23 protein-coding genes are annotated in these 21,829 nt (G+C 62.9%); 8 read left to right on the top strand and 15 right to left on the bottom strand.

What is annotated here, in order from left to right; genetic code table 11:
- Positions 1-284 precede the first annotated feature (284 nt).
- The 15 genes from Thiosp_RS09880 to Thiosp_RS09810 all read right to left on the bottom strand — a co-directional run bounded on the left by Thiosp_RS09880 (position 285) and on the right by Thiosp_RS09810 (position 15,550).
- The gene (locus tag Thiosp_RS09880) at positions 285-1,094 is read right to left on the bottom strand and encodes a DNA-primase RepB domain-containing protein (protein ID WP_323696455.1); all 810 of its coding nucleotides are present in this window, start codon (positions 1,092-1,094) and stop codon (positions 285-287) included.
- On the bottom strand, positions 1,094-1,945 hold the full coding sequence (locus Thiosp_RS09875) for an ExeA family protein (protein ID WP_323696456.1): 852 nt from the start codon (positions 1,943-1,945) through the stop codon (positions 1,094-1,096). Before Thiosp_RS09875 ends, Thiosp_RS09880 begins: the two co-directional genes overlap by 1 nt.
- Positions 1,942-3,399, bottom strand: a complete 1,458-nt coding sequence (locus Thiosp_RS09870; protein ID WP_323697016.1) for a DDE-type integrase/transposase/recombinase — start codon at positions 3,397-3,399, stop codon at positions 1,942-1,944. Before Thiosp_RS09870 ends, Thiosp_RS09875 begins: the two co-directional genes overlap by 4 nt.
- Positions 3,400-3,492: 93 nt before the next feature.
- A complete protein-coding gene (locus Thiosp_RS09865; protein ID WP_323696484.1) occupies positions 3,493-4,062 on the bottom strand; it encodes a hypothetical protein in 570 nt (189 codons plus the stop codon).
- 285 nt (positions 4,063-4,347) lie between these two features.
- Positions 4,348-4,785, bottom strand: a complete 438-nt coding sequence (locus Thiosp_RS09860) for a hypothetical protein (RefSeq protein WP_201067796.1) — start codon at positions 4,783-4,785, stop codon at positions 4,348-4,350.
- Positions 4,786-5,465: 680 nt separating this feature from the next.
- Entirely contained in the window at positions 5,466-6,479 is a 1,014-nt protein-coding gene (locus tag Thiosp_RS09855; protein WP_201067797.1) for a tyrosine-type recombinase/integrase, read from the bottom strand.
- Positions 6,472-7,440: a tyrosine-type recombinase/integrase gene (locus Thiosp_RS09850; RefSeq protein ID WP_201067798.1), complete on the bottom strand. Its 969-nt coding sequence runs from the start codon at positions 7,438-7,440 to the stop codon at positions 6,472-6,474. Before Thiosp_RS09850 ends, Thiosp_RS09855 begins: the two co-directional genes overlap by 8 nt.
- A complete protein-coding gene (locus Thiosp_RS09845; RefSeq protein ID WP_201067799.1) occupies positions 7,437-8,690 on the bottom strand; it encodes a site-specific integrase in 1,254 nt (417 codons plus the stop codon). The genes Thiosp_RS09850 and Thiosp_RS09845 overlap by 4 nt, the downstream gene beginning before the upstream one ends.
- Before the next feature lie 228 nt (positions 8,691-8,918).
- Entirely contained in the window at positions 8,919-10,115 is a 1,197-nt protein-coding gene (locus tag Thiosp_RS09840; protein ID WP_323697019.1) for a Y-family DNA polymerase, read from the bottom strand.
- Between the two features lie 185 nt (positions 10,116-10,300).
- Positions 10,301-11,110 carry a DNA-primase RepB domain-containing protein gene (locus tag Thiosp_RS09835; protein WP_323696455.1) on the bottom strand — a complete coding sequence of 270 codons (810 nt, stop codon included), beginning with the start codon at positions 11,108-11,110 and terminating at the stop codon, positions 10,301-10,303.
- Positions 11,110-11,961, bottom strand: coding sequence for an ExeA family protein (locus tag Thiosp_RS09830; protein ID WP_323696456.1), 852 nt, complete (start codon positions 11,959-11,961; stop codon positions 11,110-11,112). The genes Thiosp_RS09835 and Thiosp_RS09830 overlap by 1 nt, the downstream gene beginning before the upstream one ends.
- Positions 11,958-13,415: a DDE-type integrase/transposase/recombinase gene (locus Thiosp_RS09825; protein ID WP_323697016.1), complete on the bottom strand. Its 1,458-nt coding sequence runs from the start codon at positions 13,413-13,415 to the stop codon at positions 11,958-11,960. The genes Thiosp_RS09830 and Thiosp_RS09825 overlap by 4 nt, the downstream gene beginning before the upstream one ends.
- Positions 13,416-13,508: 93 nt before the next feature.
- The gene (locus Thiosp_RS09820) at positions 13,509-14,078 is read right to left on the bottom strand and encodes a hypothetical protein (protein ID WP_323696484.1); all 570 of its coding nucleotides are present in this window, start codon (positions 14,076-14,078) and stop codon (positions 13,509-13,511) included.
- Positions 14,079-14,299: 221 nt separating this feature from the next.
- A complete protein-coding gene (locus tag Thiosp_RS09815; RefSeq protein ID WP_201066217.1) occupies positions 14,300-14,830 on the bottom strand; it encodes a LexA family protein in 531 nt (176 codons plus the stop codon).
- A gap of 129 nt (positions 14,831-14,959) precedes the next feature.
- On the bottom strand, positions 14,960-15,550 hold the full coding sequence (locus tag Thiosp_RS09810; RefSeq protein ID WP_201066216.1) for an SOUL family heme-binding protein: 591 nt from the start codon (positions 15,548-15,550) through the stop codon (positions 14,960-14,962).
- Positions 15,551-16,064: 514 nt separating this feature from the next.
- On the opposite strand from Thiosp_RS09810, the gene Thiosp_RS09805 reads away from it, so the two are divergent.
- From Thiosp_RS09805 to Thiosp_RS09770, 8 genes are all read left to right on the top strand, one after another.
- Positions 16,065-16,235: a hypothetical protein gene (locus Thiosp_RS09805; RefSeq protein WP_190275744.1), complete on the top strand. Its 171-nt coding sequence runs from the start codon at positions 16,065-16,067 to the stop codon at positions 16,233-16,235.
- A 2-nt stretch (positions 16,236-16,237) separates the two neighbouring features.
- Complete coding sequence (locus Thiosp_RS09800) at positions 16,238-16,636, top strand: single-stranded DNA-binding protein (RefSeq protein ID WP_201066215.1); 399 nt, start codon at positions 16,238-16,240, stop codon at positions 16,634-16,636.
- Positions 16,620-16,808 carry a hypothetical protein gene (locus Thiosp_RS09795; protein WP_201066214.1) on the top strand — a complete coding sequence of 63 codons (189 nt, stop codon included), beginning with the start codon at positions 16,620-16,622 and terminating at the stop codon, positions 16,806-16,808. Before Thiosp_RS09800 ends, Thiosp_RS09795 begins: the two co-directional genes overlap by 17 nt.
- A 79-nt stretch (positions 16,809-16,887) precedes the next feature.
- On the top strand, positions 16,888-17,886 hold the full coding sequence (locus Thiosp_RS09790) for a recombinase RecT (RefSeq protein WP_201066213.1): 999 nt from the start codon (positions 16,888-16,890) through the stop codon (positions 17,884-17,886).
- Between the two features lie 87 nt (positions 17,887-17,973).
- Positions 17,974-19,008, top strand: a complete 1,035-nt coding sequence (locus Thiosp_RS09785; RefSeq protein WP_201066212.1) for a YqaJ viral recombinase family nuclease — start codon at positions 17,974-17,976, stop codon at positions 19,006-19,008.
- 238 nt (positions 19,009-19,246) lie between these two features.
- Positions 19,247-20,209, top strand: coding sequence for an AAA family ATPase (locus tag Thiosp_RS09780; RefSeq protein ID WP_201066211.1), 963 nt, complete (start codon positions 19,247-19,249; stop codon positions 20,207-20,209).
- The gene (locus Thiosp_RS09775; RefSeq protein ID WP_201066209.1) at positions 20,206-20,568 is read left to right on the top strand and encodes a hypothetical protein; all 363 of its coding nucleotides are present in this window, start codon (positions 20,206-20,208) and stop codon (positions 20,566-20,568) included. The genes Thiosp_RS09780 and Thiosp_RS09775 overlap by 4 nt, the downstream gene beginning before the upstream one ends.
- Positions 20,569-20,615: 47 nt before the next feature.
- Positions 20,616-21,701, top strand: coding sequence for a DUF3150 domain-containing protein (locus tag Thiosp_RS09770; RefSeq protein WP_201066207.1), 1,086 nt, complete (start codon positions 20,616-20,618; stop codon positions 21,699-21,701).
- Positions 21,702-21,829: the final 128 nt, after the last annotated feature.

The raw sequence follows: 21,829 nt of genomic DNA, 5'->3' as shown, positions 1-21,829 counted from the left end.
CGGCTGATTCCGACTCTCGGCTGCGCTCCCCAGAGGTTTGACCGGCTTCGGCAACGCCACTGGATCTCGCTGTCTCAGCCGTATCTTGATCTGTCGATGCAGCAATGAACGACGAGCTGACAGCTACTACAGTGAGCGTAATCACGATAATTGCGGGACCCATTTCCAAGCCATTTGAAGGACATGGAATGCGTGTGGGATCACGGGGGCCGTTACTGGCCGACAGCGGGAAGCCGGAATCGTGAACCACGCTCCCCCCCTGAGGGGGGAGAGACGCAGCGGGTTCAGTTGCCTCTAGCGCTCTGGCGAATGGCGCGAGCGAGGGTGTAGCGGGCATAGCGCTCGGCATCGGCTCCGCGACGCGGGGACGCGCGCTCGAGCAAGCGCTGGTAGACCGTGGTCGGTGCAAGGCCCGCCTCAAGAGCGCCGCAGACCCAGCCCCATTCGCGGGCGGATTCGGACGGATCCCCGGTGGATAAGCGCGCCCGTGGAGCGCAGTTGACGACTGGCGGCGGAGCCGGAGCCATCGTTGGCAAGGCCGGAGTTGGATCCCAGACGCGCTCCTGCGGGCTTGGTCGCCGAAGGACATTGACCCACTCCCCGCCACGCTTGGCATTCTTCATCCCGGCGAGCCGACCGAGGTGCTCACCGGAGACCGAGCCCGGATCGGCGCCAACGCGCGGGATCAGCCAACGCTGCACATCACAGCGCTGCGCCTCATCGAGCGCGCGGGTCAGCCGTAGCCACAGGTGGCAGCCCCCGAGCGTCGAAGTCTGCACCACCAGGGCCGCATAGTGCCGAGCGATGCGCTGCGCCATCGGCCGTGCGACATCATCGAGAAACACCATTGGCCAGGGATAGCCGCGGGCTGGACGGATATAAATATCGGCCTGTTGGACATTGCGCGCTCTGGCCAGCCCCAACGGAAGCTGATCCAAAGAGCGATCATGGAACCACAGCATCGTCGCCTTGGCGGTGCGCACCGCCAAATCGGCACGCACGATGCCAGCGTCGTGCCATGCCTCAAGCATCACGGCGGTGTGTCTTGCCGCTGTCATGGCCTGGTGCGGGCGCTCAGCGCTCAAGCGGCTCATCAGGCGCCCGCCCTGGCACTCGGGCGTTGGCGGGCGTTGCCCGCCGCTGAACCAAACACCTCAAGGTAGAGTTGTTCATCGAGCTGCGCGCGTTCGAGCCGAGCAGCCTGCGCCAGCAATTCTGCCGCCATGGTCGTAAGCACGCGATAATTGCCCAACGCATGCTCAGCGAGCGTCTTCATCAGCCCTGCGCTCATCAGACTCGCATTGCCGGCACTGTGTTGTAAATGCTCCAGGCAGGCGACCAGCGCCTCGCGACTGGCATACTCCATACTCAGGCGCGTACGGATACGACTGCCCAGCGGCAGCAACTCCTCACGGCGCAGCTTGGTCGCCAGGCGGCCATCGCCGGCCAGGATCACGCTCAACAACGTGCGCGAATCGAACTGCATGGAGGTCAGCAGACGCAGCTCATTGAGCACCGTCGGATGCATCTCCTGCGCCTCGTCGATGAGCAACACCGGGCGCAACAGCGTCGTCTCCAGATGCGCCAGCCAGCGCTCGCGCAGGATCTTGAAGCCACCCCAGCGGTTATGGGGCTTGAGGTCAACGGCGAACAGATCGCCCATCTCGCGGTAGAAGTCCGCCACCTTCGAGCTGGGATGCGTGAGCGCCCCAACGCTGATATCGGGCAGCTGGCGCAGACGCTCATCGAGCAGGCGCAGTACCGCACTCTTGCCGGTACCCGGATCACCTTGAATGAGCGCAAAACCGCCTTCGCGGATCAGGCTCTGCTCGATGCGCCAGCAAAACTGCTCCACCGGCGCGCTGCGATGCAGTGCCGCCGTCGGCAGCTCCGGGGAGAACGGATTGAACTTCAGTCCATAGAGGGCCAGCAGGGTCTTGTTCATCGACTGGATTCCAGGTCATCGTGTTTTGGCAGATAGGCCGGCGGCAGACCGGTGGCGGCATACTCGGCGAGCAAGTCGCGCAGCAACGGTGGCAGCGTCGTGGCGCGTTGTGATGGCGGTGGCGGTGCGCCGGCGGGCTCAAGGCGCCGACGCTGCCCGGAGGCATTGGCGGCTTTATCGAGGGGATAGAGGCGGCAGAGGATGGCGCCCGAGTGGGGATCAACCACGTCCACAGCACTCAGATCCCAGCGGGCATAAGCGATATGCAGTTGCTCAAGGTGACGCAAGCGCGCCGGCACCTCGAAGCGCTTGCCCGCCAGGCTGAGCGTCCCATCGCTGCGGCGCTGACGGCGTTGGACGCGACAACGAAAAGCGGCGCGGACCTGCTCGCTGTCCGGACAGGGGCGCCCCACGTTGGGCGCATCGAGAAGACGCGCAAGCGGCGTGGCGGCGGTCTCACTGTGGACCTTGCGGTGGTACTCCTGCTCCACCCACGCCTGAGTGAGGGTGTTGAGCCGCTGCAGGCTCAGCTCCTCCAGCCCCTTAAGCATCGCCATCAGGCGGCCTTCCAGCGTGGCCCAGAAGCGCTCCTGCTTGGCGTTCTGATACGGGCTGTACGGCAGGGTCGGCTCATGGAGGATGCCCAGGGCGTGCAATCCGGCGGTGAACTCCTCGGCCTGCATTGCCGCGCCGTTATCGCTCATCAAGGCGCGCGGCAGCCCGCGCTTGTGCAACGCCTGCCCCAGGCCATGGACCAAGGTCTCGGTGGTCTCATCGAGGTACCACTGCAGATGGCAGATCAGGCGGGAGTGATCGTCAATGACCGCCAGCAGCAGGGGCTTGACCCAGACGCCACCCCGGGTGAGGACTTTGCGCGAGCCATGATGAAAGTCCAGATGCCACAAGGCATGGACATACTGGGCTTCATAGCTGCGCACCTCGCAGGCCTCCAGGCGCCGCGCGGCCTGTTCAGCGCCCGGCGTCTTGCGCGCCGGGACACGCCGGCGGTGCAAGCCCGCGCGCTTCATGAAGCGGCGCACGGTGGCATAGGAGGGCAGCGGCCCCAGGGTCTGATCGCCCGCGCACAAGGCGGCGAGGTTGTCGTAATGCAGCTGCACCGTCCAACCGGGGTAGTCGCGGTACTGGGCTTGCACCGCATCCATCAGGCGCGGACTCAGCGCGCGCTGCTCCCCGGCATCGCTGCGCCGGCGCGGGCGCAGTGCCGCCACCGGGTCTTGGGCATCGCGTGCGAGGTAATACCAACGCTCCAAGGTGCCAAAGCTAAAACTGACCGCCCGCCCAGTCACCGGATGGCGCCATGACTTGGCCGCTAGCGCCTTCAGCCGCGCGCCCAGCGCGTTCGCCGGCGCAGGATCAGCCAATAAAGGACCAATAATGGCAAAGCGCAACCGCGCCCAACCATCGGGATCACCGAGGCCGTTGTCATCGGACATTCGTCTTCACCTCCCAGTTGTTTCACACATCACCGGGAGTCTAGAAGGCGCCGCCCAGCGGCGCGATGAGGTCTTCTGCGGGTTGGCGTTGCCCTACAGCGAGCCTGTCGCTGTCGTGCTCGGGGCGATCAATATCAGCAGTTGCACGACGCGCTCGGACAACGCTTTTGCGCTCAATTTTTCCAGCAGGGATCCTGGCAGGTGCTCGGTGGCGATCGGCGGCATCAACAGACCAGCCAAGGATCGAAAGCAGCGGGTTTGCACAAACTGCTCACGCCACCAGTGCTGCCACCGCCGCAGGGTTTGGACGGTGACACCGAGCGTCTTGATCAAGCGCTGGCGACGCGATGCGCTCAGCCCGCAATGCAGGGCGGAAATCAGCACGACGATGACCCCGAGATAGACCTTGCGGCCCAGAAACCGAACGGAAGGCGGGGTGCTGCGCCGCCGGCACCCGTCCGCGGCACAGCAGAAACTCAGACGGCTCTGGTAGCTCTCATCCAAGACGCCACGCACAACACCTCGGGGCTTACGCGGATAACGGGCGCTGTGCAACGCACCACCGCAGTCACAGCCGCCCGCGCGGACTTCCTCGGCAATCGACTCGTCGATCCGGGTGAGCAGGTGGTAAAAGTTCGTGTCGGCAAGAAAGGCGTGACACACTGGGACTGTCTCCTGGTTTTTGGCGAAATTCGGAGACAGCCCTCTCGGGCAACTTGCGTCAAGTTGTTTGAGGGGGTTTTTTGTTTTCCCTCACTGAATTTGCTCAGAATCGCGGCCGATTCCCGCAAATAGTCTGCTCAGGCTCACTACAGCGACGACACCGCTCAGCCAAGCTCGGAAGGCCCTCCATCCCATGTTCGCGTTCATCAGCAGGCTCCCAAGTTCAGTCACGAAGGATATTCGGACGGACAATCATTGCCATGCGTCTCATCGTCGGCGAGCAACTCACCAAGGCGCATTACCTTCGCCGACATACAGGTATCTCTGGGAGTGATTGCCTGTGCTGTGGCACAGCATGTCGTTGGAGAAGATATTCCCTTCTCCAACCCTTTTCCAGGTACCGTTCTGACACATATAGACGAAGTCACTCCAACAGACCCGATTACACTCGAGTTTTGCATCGAGCCAACCATCTCCGTGACTGTGCGCTTTACACCCGGACGCAATTCTGATGGTTTCCCCAGACTCCGCCTCGGGCAGCGCGATATAGACCCAAACACCGCCGCCCTCCCTTTTGCTGTCGGTATTGAAGGCGTGGCGCAGCTTGGTCTTATTGCGGGCGCAGCCCTTGGGCTCCATAGACGCAACGACGTTGCCAGGCATCAGAGCAGTCGCTGATAAGACGGCTACAGACATTGCGATAACAGCGGTTTTTTTTATCATAGCCTCATCTCTAGTAAACGATTTAATTGAAGGCAATTTTTCATGCTCAGGTTAGGCTGTGTCACAGTCGCACTAAGAACCCTCTCAAGGCTCGGTGATACCACGACAGACGAATCTGAATCATAGCTCGGTGTTACGGATAGGAGATCCAAGCCACCCTGAGCATCCAGGTTGGCCGGACGACGAACCGTAGCGGGGGTGGGATGCGCCGTCAACGCCCGACTGCGGTGCTGACGGACGTCGCGCTCCGTGCGGGCACGTGCGTTTCCGGGTGCTGGAGTGAGCACCTGCGCCGCAACGCGCCGGCGGGAGACGAGCGGGGCCGCACCGTTTCCTGCGTGACAGAGACGGCGGCTACCAGGAGATGCGCTGATCGAACTCGAAGTCGGGCTCGGGCTGCTGGAGGAGGTCCCAGTCCGGAATCGGCTCCCGCGCAGAATGCCAGGCAGGCGGTCCGCGGGCGGGCGAAATCGGCGGCGTCACTGATGAAAATGAGGCTTCTCGCAATGTCCGCTCTGGGTGGCATTGCCGTCGTCGTTGCTCGAAGGCCCGATGGCAGCTGTGGGTCGCTATGTGAAGCTTCACATAGCGACCCCTATGTGAACATGCGAACTATGTGAAGTTTGTTGGTCTGGCTCCGCCACCAAAAGGTGCTGGAGCCAGCGCCGTCTTAACATAGTTTAGAGGGCTTCAAGGAAGGCTCTGAGCTTATCGGGCGGGCGATAGTGCGGGACCCCCGCTTCGGGCTCATCCAACCGCGCGAGTTCCTTTTCTTTCATGGTCAGGTCTGCTTCGACATATCGATGTGTTGTTGTGGTGCTCTCGTGGCCCATCCAAAGTGCAATCACGCTGAAGGTGACGCCGGATTGCAACATGTGCATCGCTGTTGAGTGGCGTATCGTATGCGGCGAAACAGACCGTTTCGCGAGCGAGGGATAAGTTTGAGCGGCACTGGCCACGGCGATAGCGAGTCGTTGGTTGACGTTGTTGCGTGTCATGGCTCGGCCATCTCGGTTCGGTAACAACGGCGAATTCGCTAAGAGTTGCGGATTGCGTCGCTGCCAAGTGCGGATATCCTGGACCGTTGATTTCCACAAGGGTACGCTACGCTGCTTTCGGCCTTTTCCGTGCAGGTGAACACATGTAGACGTGTTCAGTACAACATCAGAGATCTGCACCGCAACGATCTCCGAGACGCGTGCCCCGGTGTTGTAAAGCATCGTTAGCAAGAGATAGTCACGTTGGGACGTCCAGGTTGGCCCTGGCTGGCCAATCACCGCGAGCATCTCCTCGCGTGAAAGAAATCCCAACATCGGACGATCAAACCGTTTCATCGGCACGCCGAGCGCCCGTTCAACAGTCAACAAAGAGGCAACATCGCGCCGTCCGGCGAACTTCAGGAACGCGCGCAGAGCAGTCAGACGCAGATTACGGCTGCGGACCGAGTTGCTGCGCTTTTGCTCCAAGTGGTCGAGGAAGGCCAAAATCAAGTCCGGGTCGAGGTCTGCCAGGCACAACTCAGTTGGCATCTTACCCAGGCGTTCGTGCGCGAAGTCCAGAAACAGCAGCATCGCATCCCGGTAGGAAGCGACAGTATTGGAACTCATCGCGCGTTGGGCGAGCAGATAGTCGGCGAAGAAGTGTTGGACCAGCGCCGAAAAGGAAGGTGCGAGTGGCGCGTTGATGTTAGACATGGCGGGCCTCCGCGCTTGGTCGCAGCGGCTCGAACTGCTCGGCGGCTCGCGCCATGAGCGCAGGCACCGCCGTGATGTACCAATAGGTGTTGGTGATCATTGCATGGCCGACATAGGTCGATAAGGCCAGCATCCGCTGTTCGACATCAATTCCTTGTGCCTGCCAGAGCAGTATACGGTGCACGACAAACGTGTGCCGAAGATCGTGGATGCGGGGTGCGTGATGGTTGCCACGGTTGGCCCACTTTAATTGGTCGCATAACCTGCGGAACACGCGATTGACTTGGCGCAGGCTCAACTCGCACCCTTGGTGCCGGCCGTGCGTGCCGACAAAGAACGGCGTCTCCTTGGTGCTCGCGACCTGTCGGTCGCGCAGCTGATGGTAGGCTCTGAGCGCATCCACCGTACTCGGATGCAACGGCACCTGGCGGGACTTGGCAAATTTGGTCTGGCGGACTGTCAGAACGCCAGAGCGCAGGTCGACATCTGCCTCAAGCAGATGCAGTGCCTCGGACACACGCAGCCCAGTTACAGCCAGCAAGCCGAACAGCGTCTCGTATGTAGCACCGCGCAACGACGGTTGCAGACGCCCTGCGGCGACCAGCAGGTCGGCAATCTCTTGCTCGGTGTAGATATGAGGCGTCAACCGCCGGTCGACGCTGCCGAAGATGCTGTTGTCTGGTACCTCGGTATTCGGCTGGAACTGCTGCATCCATCGGGCAAAGGGGCGCAAAATCTTTAAGCGTCGCGCCCATGTCAGCGGGTTGTTACTGCCATTCTTCGGGCATTGCGCCCACGCACTCATGACCTCGACGGTGAGCGGCCCGGCTGTTTCTAGACCATCAATGTAGCGGGCAAAGTTTCCCAGGGCATATCCCATCGAACGCGAGGCAAACCCAAGCCGACGACGTTCGGCAAGAAATTGCGTGACGTACGTTTGCATAGCGGTCGCGGTCTTCATGCCACACCTCCTGGCCATGGCAAAGCGACTTCGGTTAGATTCCGACTATCGAGCTTGGCGTAGATCAACGTGGTGTTGAGCGAGCGATGACGCAGGACATCGGCGACCTCCTTGAGCGAACTGCCGCTCGCTAGCAGACGACTGGCCATGGTGTGGCGCAGCAGGTGCGCGCGGGTATAGGGCAAGCCGGCTCGGGCATAAGCTTGACGAATGGTCTTGCGCACGCAGTCGGCACCGAGTGGACGGTCGCAAGGCGCGACGCGGCGAACGAAGACCGCCCGACTGGCGCTTGGCGGGCGCTCATGGAGGAGGTAATCAACGATGGCGCATCCAGTGGTCTGAGGTAACGGCAAGGTGTCTTCGCGGCGACTCTTGGTCCGGCGCAAGGTGATCGTGCCGGTCTTCCAATCGATATCGTCCAAGCCGAGCGTGGCGACCTCCCCGCTGCGCAGGCCGAGATCCAGAGCACAACGCACCATGGCGGCGGCGCGACGCGCCGACGGACCCTCCCAAACAAGCGAGTCGACGAGGCGCCGAACCTCGGCATCGCTCAAGCCCTTCGGCAACGACGCTAATCCCCAGTTGGCCGGATAGCACAGTACCCCGGTCAGCGCATGGACCCGATCACCACCGCTTGCGCGGAAACGGAAATAGCTGCGCAACGCCGAAATCAATGTGGCACCACTGCTCGGAGTGCTATACAGCGTGCTCTGCTCGTCAATGAACTGTCGTACGTGCTCAGGGGTGATTGCAGTGAAGTCAACCGTCTCTACCCCAAATTGCCCAACAAGCAGACGTCGGACTGTGCGCAGATACTGGGTACGCGTCTTTGCAGCAAGCCCTTGCGCACGTTCCATCCGTTCATCGAAACGACATAGCTCCTCGTCCACCGGAGTCTTTCGCACGACCCGCTCAGGTATCGCTGCAGCAGCGCGTAGCATGACCAACAGATGTCCGAGGGCGGCCCTGAGATCTTCACGCGCGCGAACGACCGGACAAGTGCAATCGCAGTGGGGCAGATGACCATCAAGAAACGCCGCGACCGTGTCTTCATCAAGATGCTTGGCCTGGAAGCAGCGATGCTCCATCCATCGTCCAAAATGTTCTAGGCAACCAAGATAGGTCGCAGTGGTTTTTGCAGCATAGTTGCGCTCAACCAGATGCCGCTCGAAGGTATCGACGTAAGGTGCCAATGGGCCGAGAACCAGCTGACGAATAGCTCGGTCGCGAAGTGGGCGTGAAGAGTTCATTTCGGTCTCCTGAAGTGACGGGCAATCTTCAGAAAAACCGAAAACTATGTGAAGTTCCCTCGTCAATCGCCCTGCGCTATCTTTGCTGTTGCAAAGTCTTGCGAGAAGAAGAACCAGAACTTCACATAGTTCGCATCTTCACATAGGGGTCGGAAGCAGAAGCCACAAACTCGCTCGAACTCCCGTTGGCGCGAAGCTTCCTCGACTGCCAACGGACACCCCCTCTCATCAACAATACGCCACCGGCAACTCCTCCAACCGCGTGGTATAGCGCGGTGAGCGATATTGCTCGCGCCTTCGCCAGCGTGGAGCCGGATGGGCGTTGGCCAACACCAGGCTGCCGCGGCCAAAGCGGCTGTTAATTGCATCCAGCGTCGCCATGAGCGCCTCACTGCGCTGGTCGGCCGCCCCATCCGAGAACAAATCCACCTGGCCCTGCCCGGCGCAGCCAAGCCCAAGCAGCACCACCCCGGCTTTGGTATAGACCAGGCCGGGTTGATAGATGCGCTGAAGTCCGCGGCGCGCCGCAGCCACCAACACGCGGGTATCCGCGCTCGGTGCAACCAGGGGCACGACAAGGCTGCCGACAAAAGGTGTCGTTTCTGTTCGAAAGACACTGGTGCGGATCTCCACCCCTACCGCGGCTGCCACACCCTGCTGCGCCCGCAGCTTCTCCGCCGCGCGACTGTTGAAGGTGGTGATGGCCTGGGTCAATTCCGCAAGCGAGGTGACCGTCGCGCCGAAGGTGCGCGAACAGCGAATCTGCTGCTTGTCCGGCATGACCTCCTCCAGTTCCAGACAGGCCACGCCGCCCAGTTCCAGCGCGGTGCGCTCAAGCACCACAGAGAACTGCTGGCGAACCCGTCGGGTTGGCGCCCGGCGCAGGTCGAGGGCTGTTGTGATGCCAAGCGCAACCAGGCGCTTGGACAGGCGTGCCCCCACGCCCCAGACCTCGGCCACCGGAATCGCCGCGAGGAGCCGGTCGACCTCTGAACCTGGCAGCACGTCCAAATCGCAGACACCACACCAAACGGGGTCGTGCTTGGCCAGATGATTGGCCAGCTTGGCCAGGGTCTTGGTCGGTCCGATACCAACGCAGACCGGCAGCCCAGTCCAGCCCAGCACAGTGGCGCAAATTCTCTGCCCAATCACTGCTGGAGGCTGCGCTTGTCCGCCCAGATCAAGGAAGCATTCATCGATCGAGTAGACCTCCTGGCGCGGCGCAAAGCGGGCGAGGATGCGCATGACCCGATTGCTCATATCGGCATAGAGCGCATAGTTACTCGACAAGGCCGTCACCGCAGCCAGCTTTCCCTCGGCCTTTAGCCGGCGCTGGGCCTGGAACCAGGGTTCGCCCATGCGAATGCCAAGCGCCTTGGCCGCTTTGGAGCGCGCCACCACGCAGCCATCGTTGTTGGAGAGCACCACGACAGCGCGATCCCGCAGCCGCGGCTGGAATGAGCGTAATCACGATAATTGCGGGACCCATTTCCAAGCCATTTGAAGGACATGGAATGCGTGTGGGATCACGGGGGCCGTTACTGGCCGACAGCGGGAAGCCGGAATCGTGAACCACGCTTCCCCCCTGAGGGGGGAGAGACGCAGCGGGTTCAGTTGCCTCTAGCGCTCTGGCGAATGGCGCGAGCGAGGGTGTAGCGGGCATAGCGCTCGGCATCGGCTCCGCGACGCGGGGACGCGCGCTCGAGCAAGCGCTGGTAGACCGTGGTCGGTGCAAGGCCCGCCTCAAGAGCGCCGCAGACCCAGCCCCATTCGCGGGCGGATTCGGACGGATCCCCGGTGGATAAGCGCGCCCGTGGAGCGCAGTTGACGACTGGCGGCGGAGCCGGAGCCATCGTTGGCAAGGCCGGAGTTGGATCCCAGACGCGCTCCTGCGGGCTTGGTCGCCGAAGGACATTGACCCACTCCCCGCCACGCTTGGCATTCTTCATCCCGGCGAGCCGACCGAGGTGCTCACCGGAGACCGAGCCCGGATCGGCGCCAACGCGCGGGATCAGCCAACGCTGCACATCACAGCGCTGCGCCTCATCGAGCGCGCGGGTCAGCCGTAGCCACAGGTGGCAGCCCCCGAGCGTCGAAGTCTGCACCACCAGGGCCGCATAGTGCCGAGCGATGCGCTGCGCCATCGGCCGTGCGACATCATCGAGAAACACCATTGGCCAGGGATAGCCGCGGGCTGGACGGATATAAATATCGGCCTGTTGGACATTGCGCGCTCTGGCCAGCCCCAACGGAAGCTGATCCAAAGAGCGATCATGGAACCACAGCATCGTCGCCTTGGCGGTGCGCACCGCCAAATCGGCACGCACGATGCCAGCGTCGTGCCATGCCTCAAGCATCACGGCGGTGTGTCTTGCCGCTGTCATGGCCTGGTGCGGGCGCTCAGCGCTCAAGCGGCTCATCAGGCGCCCGCCCTGGCACTCGGGCGTTGGCGGGCGTTGCCCGCCGCTGAACCAAACACCTCAAGGTAGAGTTGTTCATCGAGCTGCGCGCGTTCGAGCCGAGCAGCCTGCGCCAGCAATTCTGCCGCCATGGTCGTAAGCACGCGATAATTGCCCAACGCATGCTCAGCGAGCGTCTTCATCAGCCCTGCGCTCATCAGACTCGCATTGCCGGCACTGTGTTGTAAATGCTCCAGGCAGGCGACCAGCGCCTCGCGACTGGCATACTCCATACTCAGGCGCGTACGGATACGACTGCCCAGCGGCAGCAACTCCTCACGGCGCAGCTTGGTCGCCAGGCGGCCATCGCCGGCCAGGATCACGCTCAACAACGTGCGCGAATCGAACTGCATGGAGGTCAGCAGACGCAGCTCATTGAGCACCGTCGGATGCATCTCCTGCGCCTCGTCGATGAGCAACACCGGGCGCAACAGCGTCGTCTCCAGATGCGCCAGCCAGCGCTCGCGCAGGATCTTGAAGCCACCCCAGCGGTTATGGGGCTTGAGGTCAACGGCGAACAGATCGCCCATCTCGCGGTAGAAGTCCGCCACCTTCGAGCTGGGATGCGTGAGCGCCCCAACGCTGATATCGGGCAGCTGGCGCAGACGCTCATCGAGCAGGCGCAGTACCGCACTCTTGCCGGTACCCGGATCACCTTGAATGAGCGCAAAACCGCCTTCGCGGATCAGGCTCTGCTCGATGCGCCAGCAAAACTGCTCCACCGGCGCGCTGCGATGCAGTGCCGCCGTCGGCAGCTCCGGGGAGAACGGATTGAACTTCAGTCCATAGAGGGCCAGCAGGGTCTTGTTCATCGACTGGATTCCAGGTCATCGTGTTTTGGCAGATAGGCCGGCGGCAGACCGGTGGCGGCATACTCGGCGAGCAAGTCGCGCAGCAACGGTGGCAGCGTCGTGGCGCGTTGTGATGGCGGTGGCGGTGCGCCGGCGGGCTCAAGGCGCCGACGCTGCCCGGAGGCATTGGCGGCTTTATCGAGGGGATAGAGGCGGCAGAGGATGGCGCCCGAGTGGGGATCAACCACGTCCACAGCACTCAGATCCCAGCGGGCATAAGCGATATGCAGTTGCTCAAGGTGACGCAAGCGCGCCGGCACCTCGAAGCGCTTGCCCGCCAGGCTGAGCGTCCCATCGCTGCGGCGCTGACGGCGTTGGACGCGACAACGAAAAGCGGCGCGGACCTGCTCGCTGTCCGGACAGGGGCGCCCCACGTTGGGCGCATCGAGAAGACGCGCAAGCGGCGTGGCGGCGGTCTCACTGTGGACCTTGCGGTGGTACTCCTGCTCCACCCACGCCTGAGTGAGGGTGTTGAGCCGCTGCAGGCTCAGCTCCTCCAGCCCCTTAAGCATCGCCATCAGGCGGCCTTCCAGCGTGGCCCAGAAGCGCTCCTGCTTGGCGTTCTGATACGGGCTGTACGGCAGGGTCGGCTCATGGAGGATGCCCAGGGCGTGCAATCCGGCGGTGAACTCCTCGGCCTGCATTGCCGCGCCGTTATCGCTCATCAAGGCGCGCGGCAGCCCGCGCTTGTGCAACGCCTGCCCCAGGCCATGGACCAAGGTCTCGGTGGTCTCATCGAGGTACCACTGCAGATGGCAGATCAGGCGGGAGTGATCGTCAATGACCGCCAGCAGCAGGGGCTTGACCCAGACGCCACCCCGGGTGAGGACTTTGCGCGAGCCATGATGAAAGTCCAGATGCCACAAGGCATGGACATACTGGGCTTCATAGCTGCGCACCTCGCAGGCCTCCAGGCGCCGCGCGGCCTGTTCAGCGCCCGGCGTCTTGCGCGCCGGGACACGCCGGCGGTGCAAGCCCGCGCGCTTCATGAAGCGGCGCACGGTGGCATAGGAGGGCAGCGGCCCCAGGGTCTGATCGCCCGCGCACAAGGCGGCGAGGTTGTCGTAATGCAGCTGCACCGTCCAACCGGGGTAGTCGCGGTACTGGGCTTGCACCGCATCCATCAGGCGCGGACTCAGCGCGCGCTGCTCCCCGGCATCGCTGCGCCGGCGCGGGCGCAGTGCCGCCACCGGGTCTTGGGCATCGCGTGCGAGGTAATACCAACGCTCCAAGGTGCCAAAGCTAAAACTGACCGCCCGCCCAGTCACCGGATGGCGCCATGACTTGGCCGCTAGCGCCTTCAGCCGCGCGCCCAGCGCGTTCGCCGGCGCAGGATCAGCCAATAAAGGACCAATAATGGCAAAGCGCAACCGCGCCCAACCATCGGGATCACCGAGGCCGTTGTCATCGGACATTCGTCTTCACCTCCCAGTTGTTTCACACATCACCGGGAGTCTAGAAGGCGCCGCCCAGCGGCGCGATGAGGTCTTCTGCGGGTTGGCGTTGCCCTACAGCGAGCCTGTCGCTGTCGTGCTCGGGGCGATCAATATCAGCAGTTGCACGACGCGCTCGGACAACGCTTTTGCGCTCAATTTTTCCAGCAGGGATCCTGGCAGGTGCTCGGTGGCGATCGGCGGCATCAACAGACCAGCCAAGGATCGAAAGCAGCGGGTTTGCACAAACTGCTCACGCCACCAGTGCTGCCACCGCCGCAGGGTTTGGACGGTGACACCGAGCGTCTTGATCAAGCGCTGGCGACGCGATGCGCTCAGCCCGCAATGCAGGGCGGAAATCAGCACGACGATGACCCCGAGATAGACCTTGCGGCCCAGAAACCGAACGGAAGGCGGGGTGCTGCGCCGCCGGCACCCGTCCGCGGCACAGCAGAAACTCAGACGGCTCTGGTAGCTCTCATCCAAGACGCCACGCACAACACCTCGGGGCTTACGCGGATAACGGGCGCTGTGCAACGCACCACCGCAGTCACAGCCGCCCGCGCGGACTTCCTCGGCAATCGACTCGTCGATCCGGGTGAGCAGGTGGTAAAAGTTCGTGTCGGCAAGAAAGGCGTGACACACTGGGACTGTCTCCTGGTTTTTGGCGAAATTCGGAGACAGCCCTCTCGGGCAACTTGCGTCAAGTTGTTTGAGGGGGTTTTTTGTTTTCCCTCACTGAATTTGCTCAGAATCGCGGCCGATTCCCGCAAATAGTCTGCTCAGGCTCACTGGAACACCTGCTCGCAGGAGGCGTAGAAGCTATTGCAGTCGACCAGTGCGATGGACATGCCAGCGCCTGATGCTCAGACCGTCTTGATCACGCGCGTGACCACGCCCCAGACCTGCAGTTCCTGACCGTCCTTGAGTTCGATGGCGGGATATTGCACATGGGCCGCTTCCAGGCGCACCAGGCCGTCTTGCCGATACAGACGCTTGAGCGTGAACTCACCATCGACCACTGCAATGACCATGCGCCCGTGGCGGGGCTCAAGTGATCGATCGACCAGCACCAGATCGCCATCCTCGACACCGGCATCGGTCATTGAACAACCGCGCACGCGCAACAGGAAACAGGCCTCGGGATGCGGGGCCAGCAGCGTATTGAGATCAATCGCCGAGTCCTGATCGTCCTCGGCTGGCGAGGGAAAGCCCGCTTGCACTGGCCAGCGGAATCGCCGCAGGGACAGCGGCGAACCGACCGCGGGGCGGCCGATGGGCGCCACCAAAGCGCCCGCTGAACCGCTGGGCAGCAACCGACACCAGTGGGTACACGGGCAAGCGGCGGGACCGGGCTCAACGCGCTCGGCAGCAGGTGGAAGTATGGTCAGTGACATGCAGGTCAGCGCAGCGGGAGGACTGTTGATAAAACCAGTATAGTCCCGATGACCGTCCATTGCGCGATCGCGCGACCGACCAGCTCCCTCAATCGCCTGGCTGCGGCCTTTGAACGCCCCGAGGCGCGTTCAGGGTTCCTTGATTTCGACCATCACCTCGTTGCGCCGCAGAAAGGGCAAGGAGAATGGCGAGTTGTAACGGGCATAGATGGGCGCGCCCGTGGGTGTCAGACCGTCCGCGCGAACGGCCTCAAGCAACTTGCGTTCATGCTCGCGATATCTGCTTTCACCCCAGCCGCCCGAATAACGGAGCACGGCCATCAGTCGTTCCGGCTCTTGGCGCAGTTCAATGCGCGGGTCCGTGGGGCGCGGAATGGTTTCGAGGGTGAAGCGACTCGGCATCACGAAGCTGATCCGGTAGGTGCCGGTCGAGCTCTGATCGGCCTGTTGTTTGACCGGCGCGGTCATCGGGATGCGGGTCCCGCCGCCCTCGCCCGCTGGCGCGACGGGCGTCTGACTCACGGGCGCGGTCATGGCGATTTTCTCGGCGGCTTGATTGTTGCCGAAGATAAAGTCGGCTAGACGCCGAAAGGCCTCGCCGCCGACCTCGTCGAAGTCGCCACTGACCTCGGTCTCGGCCAGCAATTGGGGCGCGTAGCGACGGACCTCGAATCCAGAGCCCTCCCGCACCAGGGTATAAGCCGGTTCCTCGGTGGCCATGACCTGTCCTCCTATCAATAGACCTGGCAGTAACAACACCAACCAGACCAGTAAGCGGTTTCCTGTTCGCATTCGCGCCCTCCTCATAGCCGACACCTTGAATTCTCGTCCCTTCCCTGGTGATTGGGGACCGTGTTGGCTTCCGGCAAGCCATGATCGCGGATGACACCGCGCTGAGGTCAGGGGCTTTGTGCTCTTCACCGAAAGCACACCAGTGAGAAAGAGCGGCCTTTTGCCCAAGCTTTCGCGGCTGCGCACGGCCGTCAATGCGGCAATACTCAGAGGTGACGGCGCAAAAGGATTGCAAGATCGCTTGCACGCTTTGCCCAGCATGACTTTCTCGCCGGTCGGCCCTTGTCGCCGCCAGCGTTTCAGACCGAAGACGCCATGAGTCTGGCCCTCGTTTGAGGGTTACCAACCGCGTCCGTTCCATCCCCCTTCCCAGGGTTTCCCTCTTCCCATCCATTCGGCTGAGGCGACTGCCTTGCAGACCGTCACCGGCCAGGAGTTTCCCATGTTCTCACGTCCGTGGCGGATTCCCCGCCGCTGGAAGGTGCTGTTCTGGCAGCTGAGCGACAGGCTACTCGGCGCGCGTGTCGCGCCACTGCCGCCGCCGGAACCGCATCCCTTGGAGTCGCCGACCTATCAGCGTCGGCGTTCGTTGTCATCCCAACCTGGAGAGTGATCATGCTGAACAAAGCCCAACTGATCGGCCATCTCGGGCGCGATCCCGAGGTCCGTCAAGCCAAGAACGGCCAGGGTGCCGTCGCCAATCTGACCCTCGCCACCAGCGAGCGCTGGAAAGACAAGGCCGGTGAAGCGCAGGAACGCACCGAGTGGCACCGCGTGGTGCTGTTCGGGCGCACGGCGGAAGTGGCCGGCGAGTACCTGAACAAGGGTGCGCTGGTCTATGTCGAAGGCCGCTTGCAGACCCGTCAATGGCAGGATGAATCCGGCCAGGACCGCTACACCACCGAGATCGTCGCTGACAAGATGAAAATGCTTGGCGGCAAGAATGGTTCCGCTGGCAGTCGTCAGAAAGCACCGACATCCAAGGCGGATTTCGACGATGACCTGCCGTTTTGAGCCGGAGAATCCGAGACCAATCCGCGTCGGCGCCACCCGACGCTGGGCGTGCCGCGAGCTATCGCTGATGGCCCAACGGCTGCGCCAACGCGCCGAGCTAGGGTCAACACCGGCCGGTCAGCCCGAGCGGTTGACGCGACTGGCGCAACAACTCGAGCAGCTCGCGCGCTGAGCCGAGTGCTTTCTCTTTCCACCCACGGGGTACCAGTAACCCCGTGGGGCCTGGTGCCCCATTCATTGAGGAGGGCATCATGACCCGTTCGATGCACGCTGTGCCAAAAGCCGACGCGCCGCGCATCCCGATGCCGGCGGTCGATCCGGCGCTGAATCTGACTCCCAGCACTTGGAAGGTGCTGACCGATTCCATTTTCCCGGCAGCCAAGACCGCCGAGGGCATTCTGCTGGCGGTCCATTACTGCGCCGCGCGCAATCTGGACGTGATCAAGCGTCCGGTGCATGTGGTGCCGATGTGGTCGAAGGCACTTGGTCAAGAGATCGAGACCGTCTGGCCGGGTATTGCCGAGGTGCAGACCACGGCCGCGCGCACCGGCCAGTGGGCTGGGATAGATCCGCCGCGCTTCGGCCCGGTGATCGAGCGCACCTTCTCGGGGAAGGTCAAACGCAATGGCGCTTGGCAGGACTTGGACTATGCGGTCAGCTTTCCCGAGTGGTGCGAGGTGACCGTCTATCGGCTTGTCGGCGGCCAGCGCTGTCCCTTCACCGAGCCGGTGTTCTGGCTGGAAGCCTATGCCCGTCAGGGCGGGGCCTATTCAGAGTTGCCGACCGAGATGTGGGTCAAACGCCCGCGCGGGCAGTTGATGAAGTGCGCCAAGGCGGCTTCTCTGCGCGCAGCTTTTCCCGAGGAAGCCTCTTATACCGCCGAGGAGATGGAAGGCAAGGTGATCGAGGCGGATACCTCCATTCCGGTCGCCGCGTCGCTGGATACGACAAAGGCTGTCCCCGACAAAGCGGAGACTGCGCTGTCCGTTGTTGCTGCGGAATGCGCGGAACAGGCGTCAGCGAGCGGATCGGAATCACCGTCGGACGCAGAACCAACCGCTGATCCCCTCACCCTCGATCCCAGCCTGCAAGCCCGGATCGACAAGGTGGTCGCCCGCGCGGCGGAGAAGTCTGCCTGGAAGCAGGCCGAACAGTATTTGCGGGCGCGCTGCAAGGCGTCTGACTTGGCACAGGCCCTCAAGGCTCTCGATCAGGCGAAACATGCCGCCGAGCAACGCCTGGCGGCCTGAGTTTAGCGAGTACAGCCAATTTTCTTCACCCCACGGGGCGTCTGCCCCGAGGGGCAGGATGCCTCGGTCTTTTTGACGGAGCTTTCCATGAAAACGATTGATCTGGCCCAACGCACCCCGGAATGGCACCAGTGGCGCGCCCAGGGCATCACCGCCTCGGAATCGGCCATTATTTTGGGTCGCTCGCCCTACAAGACGCCCTGGCGTCTGTGGGCCGAACGCACGGGGTTGGCCAAGACTGCGGACTTGAGCAAGAACCCGCTGGTGCAGCGGGGCAACCGACTGGAAGATGCCGCCCGGCAGTGGTTCGAGCAGCGTTACGACACGCTGGTCTTGCCGGTCTGTGGTGAATCCGAGGAGGAACCGCTGTTGCGCGCCTCCTTTGATGGCATCACCGACGCCGGCGAACCGGTGGAGTTGAAGGTGCCCTCGGAACGCACCTTGCGCGATGTAGCGGAACATGGCCGCGCGGCCAGCGCCTTTCGGCTCTATGAACCCCAGGTCCAGCATCAGCTCTATGTCGCTGGAGCGGACAAGGGGTACCTGGTGTTTTACCAAGAGGACAATGACCCTATCGTTTTCGAGATCACTCGCGATCCGGCGTTGATTACATCCATCGTCACCCAGGGAAAAGCCTTCTGGCGGGCGTTGGTCGAGGAGCGCGAGCCGGAGAAAGACCCGCAGCGGGATTTGTTCATCCCCAAGGGGCCGCAGGCTGATGACTGGGCGGTGCTGGCGGGACGTTATCGCGCGCTCCAGCAGGAAGCCAAAACGGTCGAAGCTGAGTTAAAGCGCAAAAAAGCAGCGCTGGATGACATCCAGACCACCCTGGTCGCCATGATGGGCCAGACGCTGATTGCCGAGTCCGCCGGGTTGCGCGTCACGCGCTTCTGCGCCAAGGGCTCAGTCGATTATCCGGCGCTGTTGCAGGCGCGCCTGCCGGAGTTGGGTCGCGACGCCATCGAGGCGTTTCGCCGTCAGCCGTCCGAGCGCGTGCGGGTCACGGTGCAGGAACCGCCCGCAACCACTGTGATCCCGCTGAAGCCCAAGGCTAATCGCGAACCTGCGCATCAGGCCACCGATGACCACGGTTTTGCCGTGGCCACCAGCTTCTGGTTCTGATGCCCGTGTTGTTTCTCACTTAACCTCCAGACCGTCCTGCCTTCGGGCAGGCGGTCGTCCAAAGCCCCGCGTGCGCGGTTTCGGACGACCGCATCGGTTTTCCCTGTGCGCCTGTCGGAGCGCCTCACAAGACCCGACCTTTCGTTATTGCTGGCCCGTTGGCCTGTTCACTCACCCCAGGGGGAGATCGCTCCCTCTTGGGGATTCGCGTCTCTCCCCGATCACACAGGAGAGACCCATGCCCACACCCCAACGCTTCGATGTCGCGACCACCTTTAACGTCAAGGCCCCGAAAGGCCTGGAGATCGAAGGCTTCGCGGAAGCGGACCATCCCAAGGTTCCGCTCAGGCAGCCCTACATCTTTCGCCAGGGGCTCAATGCCGTGCTGGCGTTTCTGCGCGATGCCGGCGGCGATGCCTTGTTGCTGACCGGCCCGACCGGCGCGGGCAAGACTTCGCTGATCCGCCAAGTCGCTGCGCGGCTGTATTGGCCAGTGCAGGAGTTGACCTGCCATGGCCGCATGGAATTCGCCGATCTGCTCGGCGGCTTTCAGTTGCTCCAGGGCGAGACGCGTTTCGTCTATGGTCCTTTGGCCCTCGCCGCGCGCGAGGGGCATCTGCTGATCCTGAACGAAATCGATCTGATGGACCCGGCCGAGCTGGCCGGGCTGAACGACATCGTCGAGGGCGCGCCCCTGGTGATTGCCCAGAACGGCGGTGAGGTGATTCGCCCGCATCCGAAGTTCCGGGTGATCGCCACCGGCAACAGTGCCGGCGGCGGGGATCAGACCGGACTCTATCAGGGTGTGCTGCGGCAGAACCTGGCGTTCCTGGATCGCTTCCGGGTGCTGCAGGTGAACTACCCGGACCCGGAAACTGAGCACGCCGTTTTGGATGGCGAGGTGCCCGACCTCCCCACCGAGATCGCCCACAAGCTGGTCGTGGTGGCCAATGAGGTGCGGCGGCTGTTTCTCGGCGAGAGCGACGGCGCTAATCCCCAAGGCGGTGAGCTAACCCTGACGCTGTCCACTCGCACTCTGGTGCGTTGGGCACGGCTAACGGTGACCTTCAAGGGGGCGCCGAATCCGCTGGCCTATGCCTTGGATCAGGCGCTGACCGCGCGAGCGGCGGCGGAAGAACGCACGGCGATTCATCGCATCGCCGCCGATGTGCTGGGGCCGCTGTGGAGCGGGCAGGCATGACGATGACGGATTCGCCCTGGCAACTCTTTCGCTATCACCACGGCGATGGGGCGAGCAAAGACTGGGCCTATCGCCGCCTGGCCGATGGCGCGATGGAGATTGCCTGGGGGCGTTCGGGCCACATTGGCCAACAGCAGCACTATCGCGCGGACCAACGCGCGCTGATTGAGCAACGTGCACGGGAGAAGGAACGCAAAGGCTATGTCCCTTTGGGTCAGGCCGTCCTGCGTGGGCGCGTCTTTGAGATCGTCTCGACCCAGCGCGCCGCGTTGCACCACCAGCCCGTTCCCGAGCCAAGCCACCAACCCCGCATCGATCTGTCGTGGATCGCGCCGGGGCAGGAGAACCTCTGGTTCTGAACCATCCACGACGCGGATCGGCCTGGCCGGTCCGCGGGGAGACTTGCATGACAACTGACATGACCGAGACCCAAAACGACAACCGGTCCCTGGAGGATACCCTTCATCTGACCGATCAGACCACGCTCTTTCTGGTCGATTTTCACATCTGGTCCGGGCGCAAGAAACTGCGTGCCGAGGATCTGCGCTTGGGCACCGACTTGCCGCCCGATGAACTGATTTCATTGGGCAGCAAGAAGATTTGCAACCCGGATGCCTTGCGGGTGTTTCACCGCAACAAGAAGCGCATTGAGCGCAATCTGTTGGCGGTCGGCACGCGCTTTCTGGGCGGCTTTCTGGTGCCCAATGCGCTGGCGGTCGAGGCGCAGGCGATGGCCGAGGCTATCACCCTGGAGACGCGCGCCGAAGCCGAGACCTTCCTCGCCGACTACGACCGCCATATCGATGCCTGGTGCGCGGCTTATCCCGGCTGGGAGCCGGCCATCCGCCAGGCGGTTGATCCGGTGGAGGTGGTGCGCGGGCAGTTCCGCTTTCGGGTGCAGGCGCTGCGGATTGAAACAGCGCCGCTGATCGCCACCGATACCTTGCACGAGGATGTCGCCGAGATCGGTGACACCATTTTCGCCGAGGTCGAACAGATGGCGCGCGGGCTGGAGCAATCCTTTCTGGGCAAGCCGGAACTCTCGCAACGGGCTCTCGGCACCTTCCGGCGCATTCACGACAAACTCGATGCGTTGAGCTTTGTCGATGGACGGATTGATCCGGTCGTGCGCTCTATCGGGCAGTGGCTGAAGCGACTGCCCGGCTCGGGGCCGATCCGGGGCGGATTGTTCCTGGAGGGCTGGGCGCTGATGCGTCTGGTTGGCGAGGCCGAAGCGATGGCCCGCCATGGCGAAGGGCTGTTGGCGCTGGATGCGTTGATGGCGGAACTGCCAGAGCCCCGGTCAGACGCGGACGTTGGCGATGCCGTCCAGCAAGAAGATGACGCGAACTCAGCGTCAACGGACGCGGAAGCTTTGCCCGACGACCCAATGGACTTCGATGACCTGTTCGAGGAGCAGGAAGTGCCGGGTCCGATCGAGACACCACAGCCGCCGGTTCCGGCGGCACCGGCCCAAGACTTCTGGTTCTGATTTGGTTCTGATTCGGTCTTAGCGTCACTTCAATCTGGATCGACGACGCTGATTGGCGGATTTCTTTTTTTCACCCCTCGGGGCATTGCGCCCCCAGGGGCGTGATGCCCCATCACCTATTGGAGCAT

The organism is Thiorhodovibrio litoralis (assembly GCF_033954455.1).
In the GTDB taxonomy this organism is placed as follows: domain Bacteria; phylum Pseudomonadota; class Gammaproteobacteria; order Chromatiales; family Chromatiaceae; genus Thiorhodovibrio; species Thiorhodovibrio litoralis.
Note: the sequence above shows the minus strand (reverse complement) of the source record. Positions and strands in the feature narration are given on the sequence as shown.

What these genes read in the sequence shown, in the direction of transcription:
- Thiosp_RS09880 (WP_323696455.1), bottom strand. Translation starts at nt 1,094, where the DNA reads ATGAGCCGCTTGAGCGCTGAGCGCCCGCACCAGGCCATGACAGCGGCA.
- Thiosp_RS09875 (WP_323696456.1), bottom strand. Translation starts at nt 1,945, where the DNA reads ATGAACAAGACCCTGCTGGCCCTCTATGGACTGAAGTTCAATCCGTTC.
- Thiosp_RS09870 (WP_323697016.1), bottom strand. Translation starts at nt 3,399, where the DNA reads ATGTCCGATGACAACGGCCTCGGTGATCCCGATGGTTGGGCGCGGTTG.
- Thiosp_RS09860 (WP_201067796.1), bottom strand. Translation starts at nt 4,785, where the DNA reads ATGATAAAAAAAACCGCTGTTATCGCAATGTCTGTAGCCGTCTTATCA.
- Thiosp_RS09855 (WP_201067797.1), bottom strand. Translation starts at nt 6,479, where the DNA reads ATGTCTAACATCAACGCGCCACTCGCACCTTCCTTTTCGGCGCTGGTC.
- Thiosp_RS09850 (WP_201067798.1), bottom strand. Translation starts at nt 7,440, where the DNA reads ATGAAGACCGCGACCGCTATGCAAACGTACGTCACGCAATTTCTTGCC.
- Thiosp_RS09845 (WP_201067799.1), bottom strand. Translation starts at nt 8,690, where the DNA reads ATGAACTCTTCACGCCCACTTCGCGACCGAGCTATTCGTCAGCTGGTT.
- Thiosp_RS09835 (WP_323696455.1), bottom strand. Translation starts at nt 11,110, where the DNA reads ATGAGCCGCTTGAGCGCTGAGCGCCCGCACCAGGCCATGACAGCGGCA.
- Thiosp_RS09830 (WP_323696456.1), bottom strand. Translation starts at nt 11,961, where the DNA reads ATGAACAAGACCCTGCTGGCCCTCTATGGACTGAAGTTCAATCCGTTC.
- Thiosp_RS09825 (WP_323697016.1), bottom strand. Translation starts at nt 13,415, where the DNA reads ATGTCCGATGACAACGGCCTCGGTGATCCCGATGGTTGGGCGCGGTTG.
- Thiosp_RS09815 (WP_201066217.1), bottom strand. Translation starts at nt 14,830, where the DNA reads ATGTCACTGACCATACTTCCACCTGCTGCCGAGCGCGTTGAGCCCGGT.
- Thiosp_RS09810 (WP_201066216.1), bottom strand. Translation starts at nt 15,550, where the DNA reads ATGGCCACCGAGGAACCGGCTTATACCCTGGTGCGGGAGGGCTCTGGA.
- Thiosp_RS09805 (WP_190275744.1), top strand. Translation starts at nt 16,065, where the DNA reads ATGTTCTCACGTCCGTGGCGGATTCCCCGCCGCTGGAAGGTGCTGTTC.
- Thiosp_RS09800 (WP_201066215.1), top strand. Translation starts at nt 16,238, where the DNA reads ATGCTGAACAAAGCCCAACTGATCGGCCATCTCGGGCGCGATCCCGAG.
- Thiosp_RS09795 (WP_201066214.1), top strand. Translation starts at nt 16,620, where the DNA reads ATGACCTGCCGTTTTGAGCCGGAGAATCCGAGACCAATCCGCGTCGGC.
- Thiosp_RS09790 (WP_201066213.1), top strand. Translation starts at nt 16,888, where the DNA reads ATGACCCGTTCGATGCACGCTGTGCCAAAAGCCGACGCGCCGCGCATC.
- Thiosp_RS09785 (WP_201066212.1), top strand. Translation starts at nt 17,974, where the DNA reads ATGAAAACGATTGATCTGGCCCAACGCACCCCGGAATGGCACCAGTGG.
- Thiosp_RS09780 (WP_201066211.1), top strand. Translation starts at nt 19,247, where the DNA reads ATGCCCACACCCCAACGCTTCGATGTCGCGACCACCTTTAACGTCAAG.
- Thiosp_RS09775 (WP_201066209.1), top strand. Translation starts at nt 20,206, where the DNA reads ATGACGATGACGGATTCGCCCTGGCAACTCTTTCGCTATCACCACGGC.
- Thiosp_RS09770 (WP_201066207.1), top strand. Translation starts at nt 20,616, where the DNA reads ATGACAACTGACATGACCGAGACCCAAAACGACAACCGGTCCCTGGAG.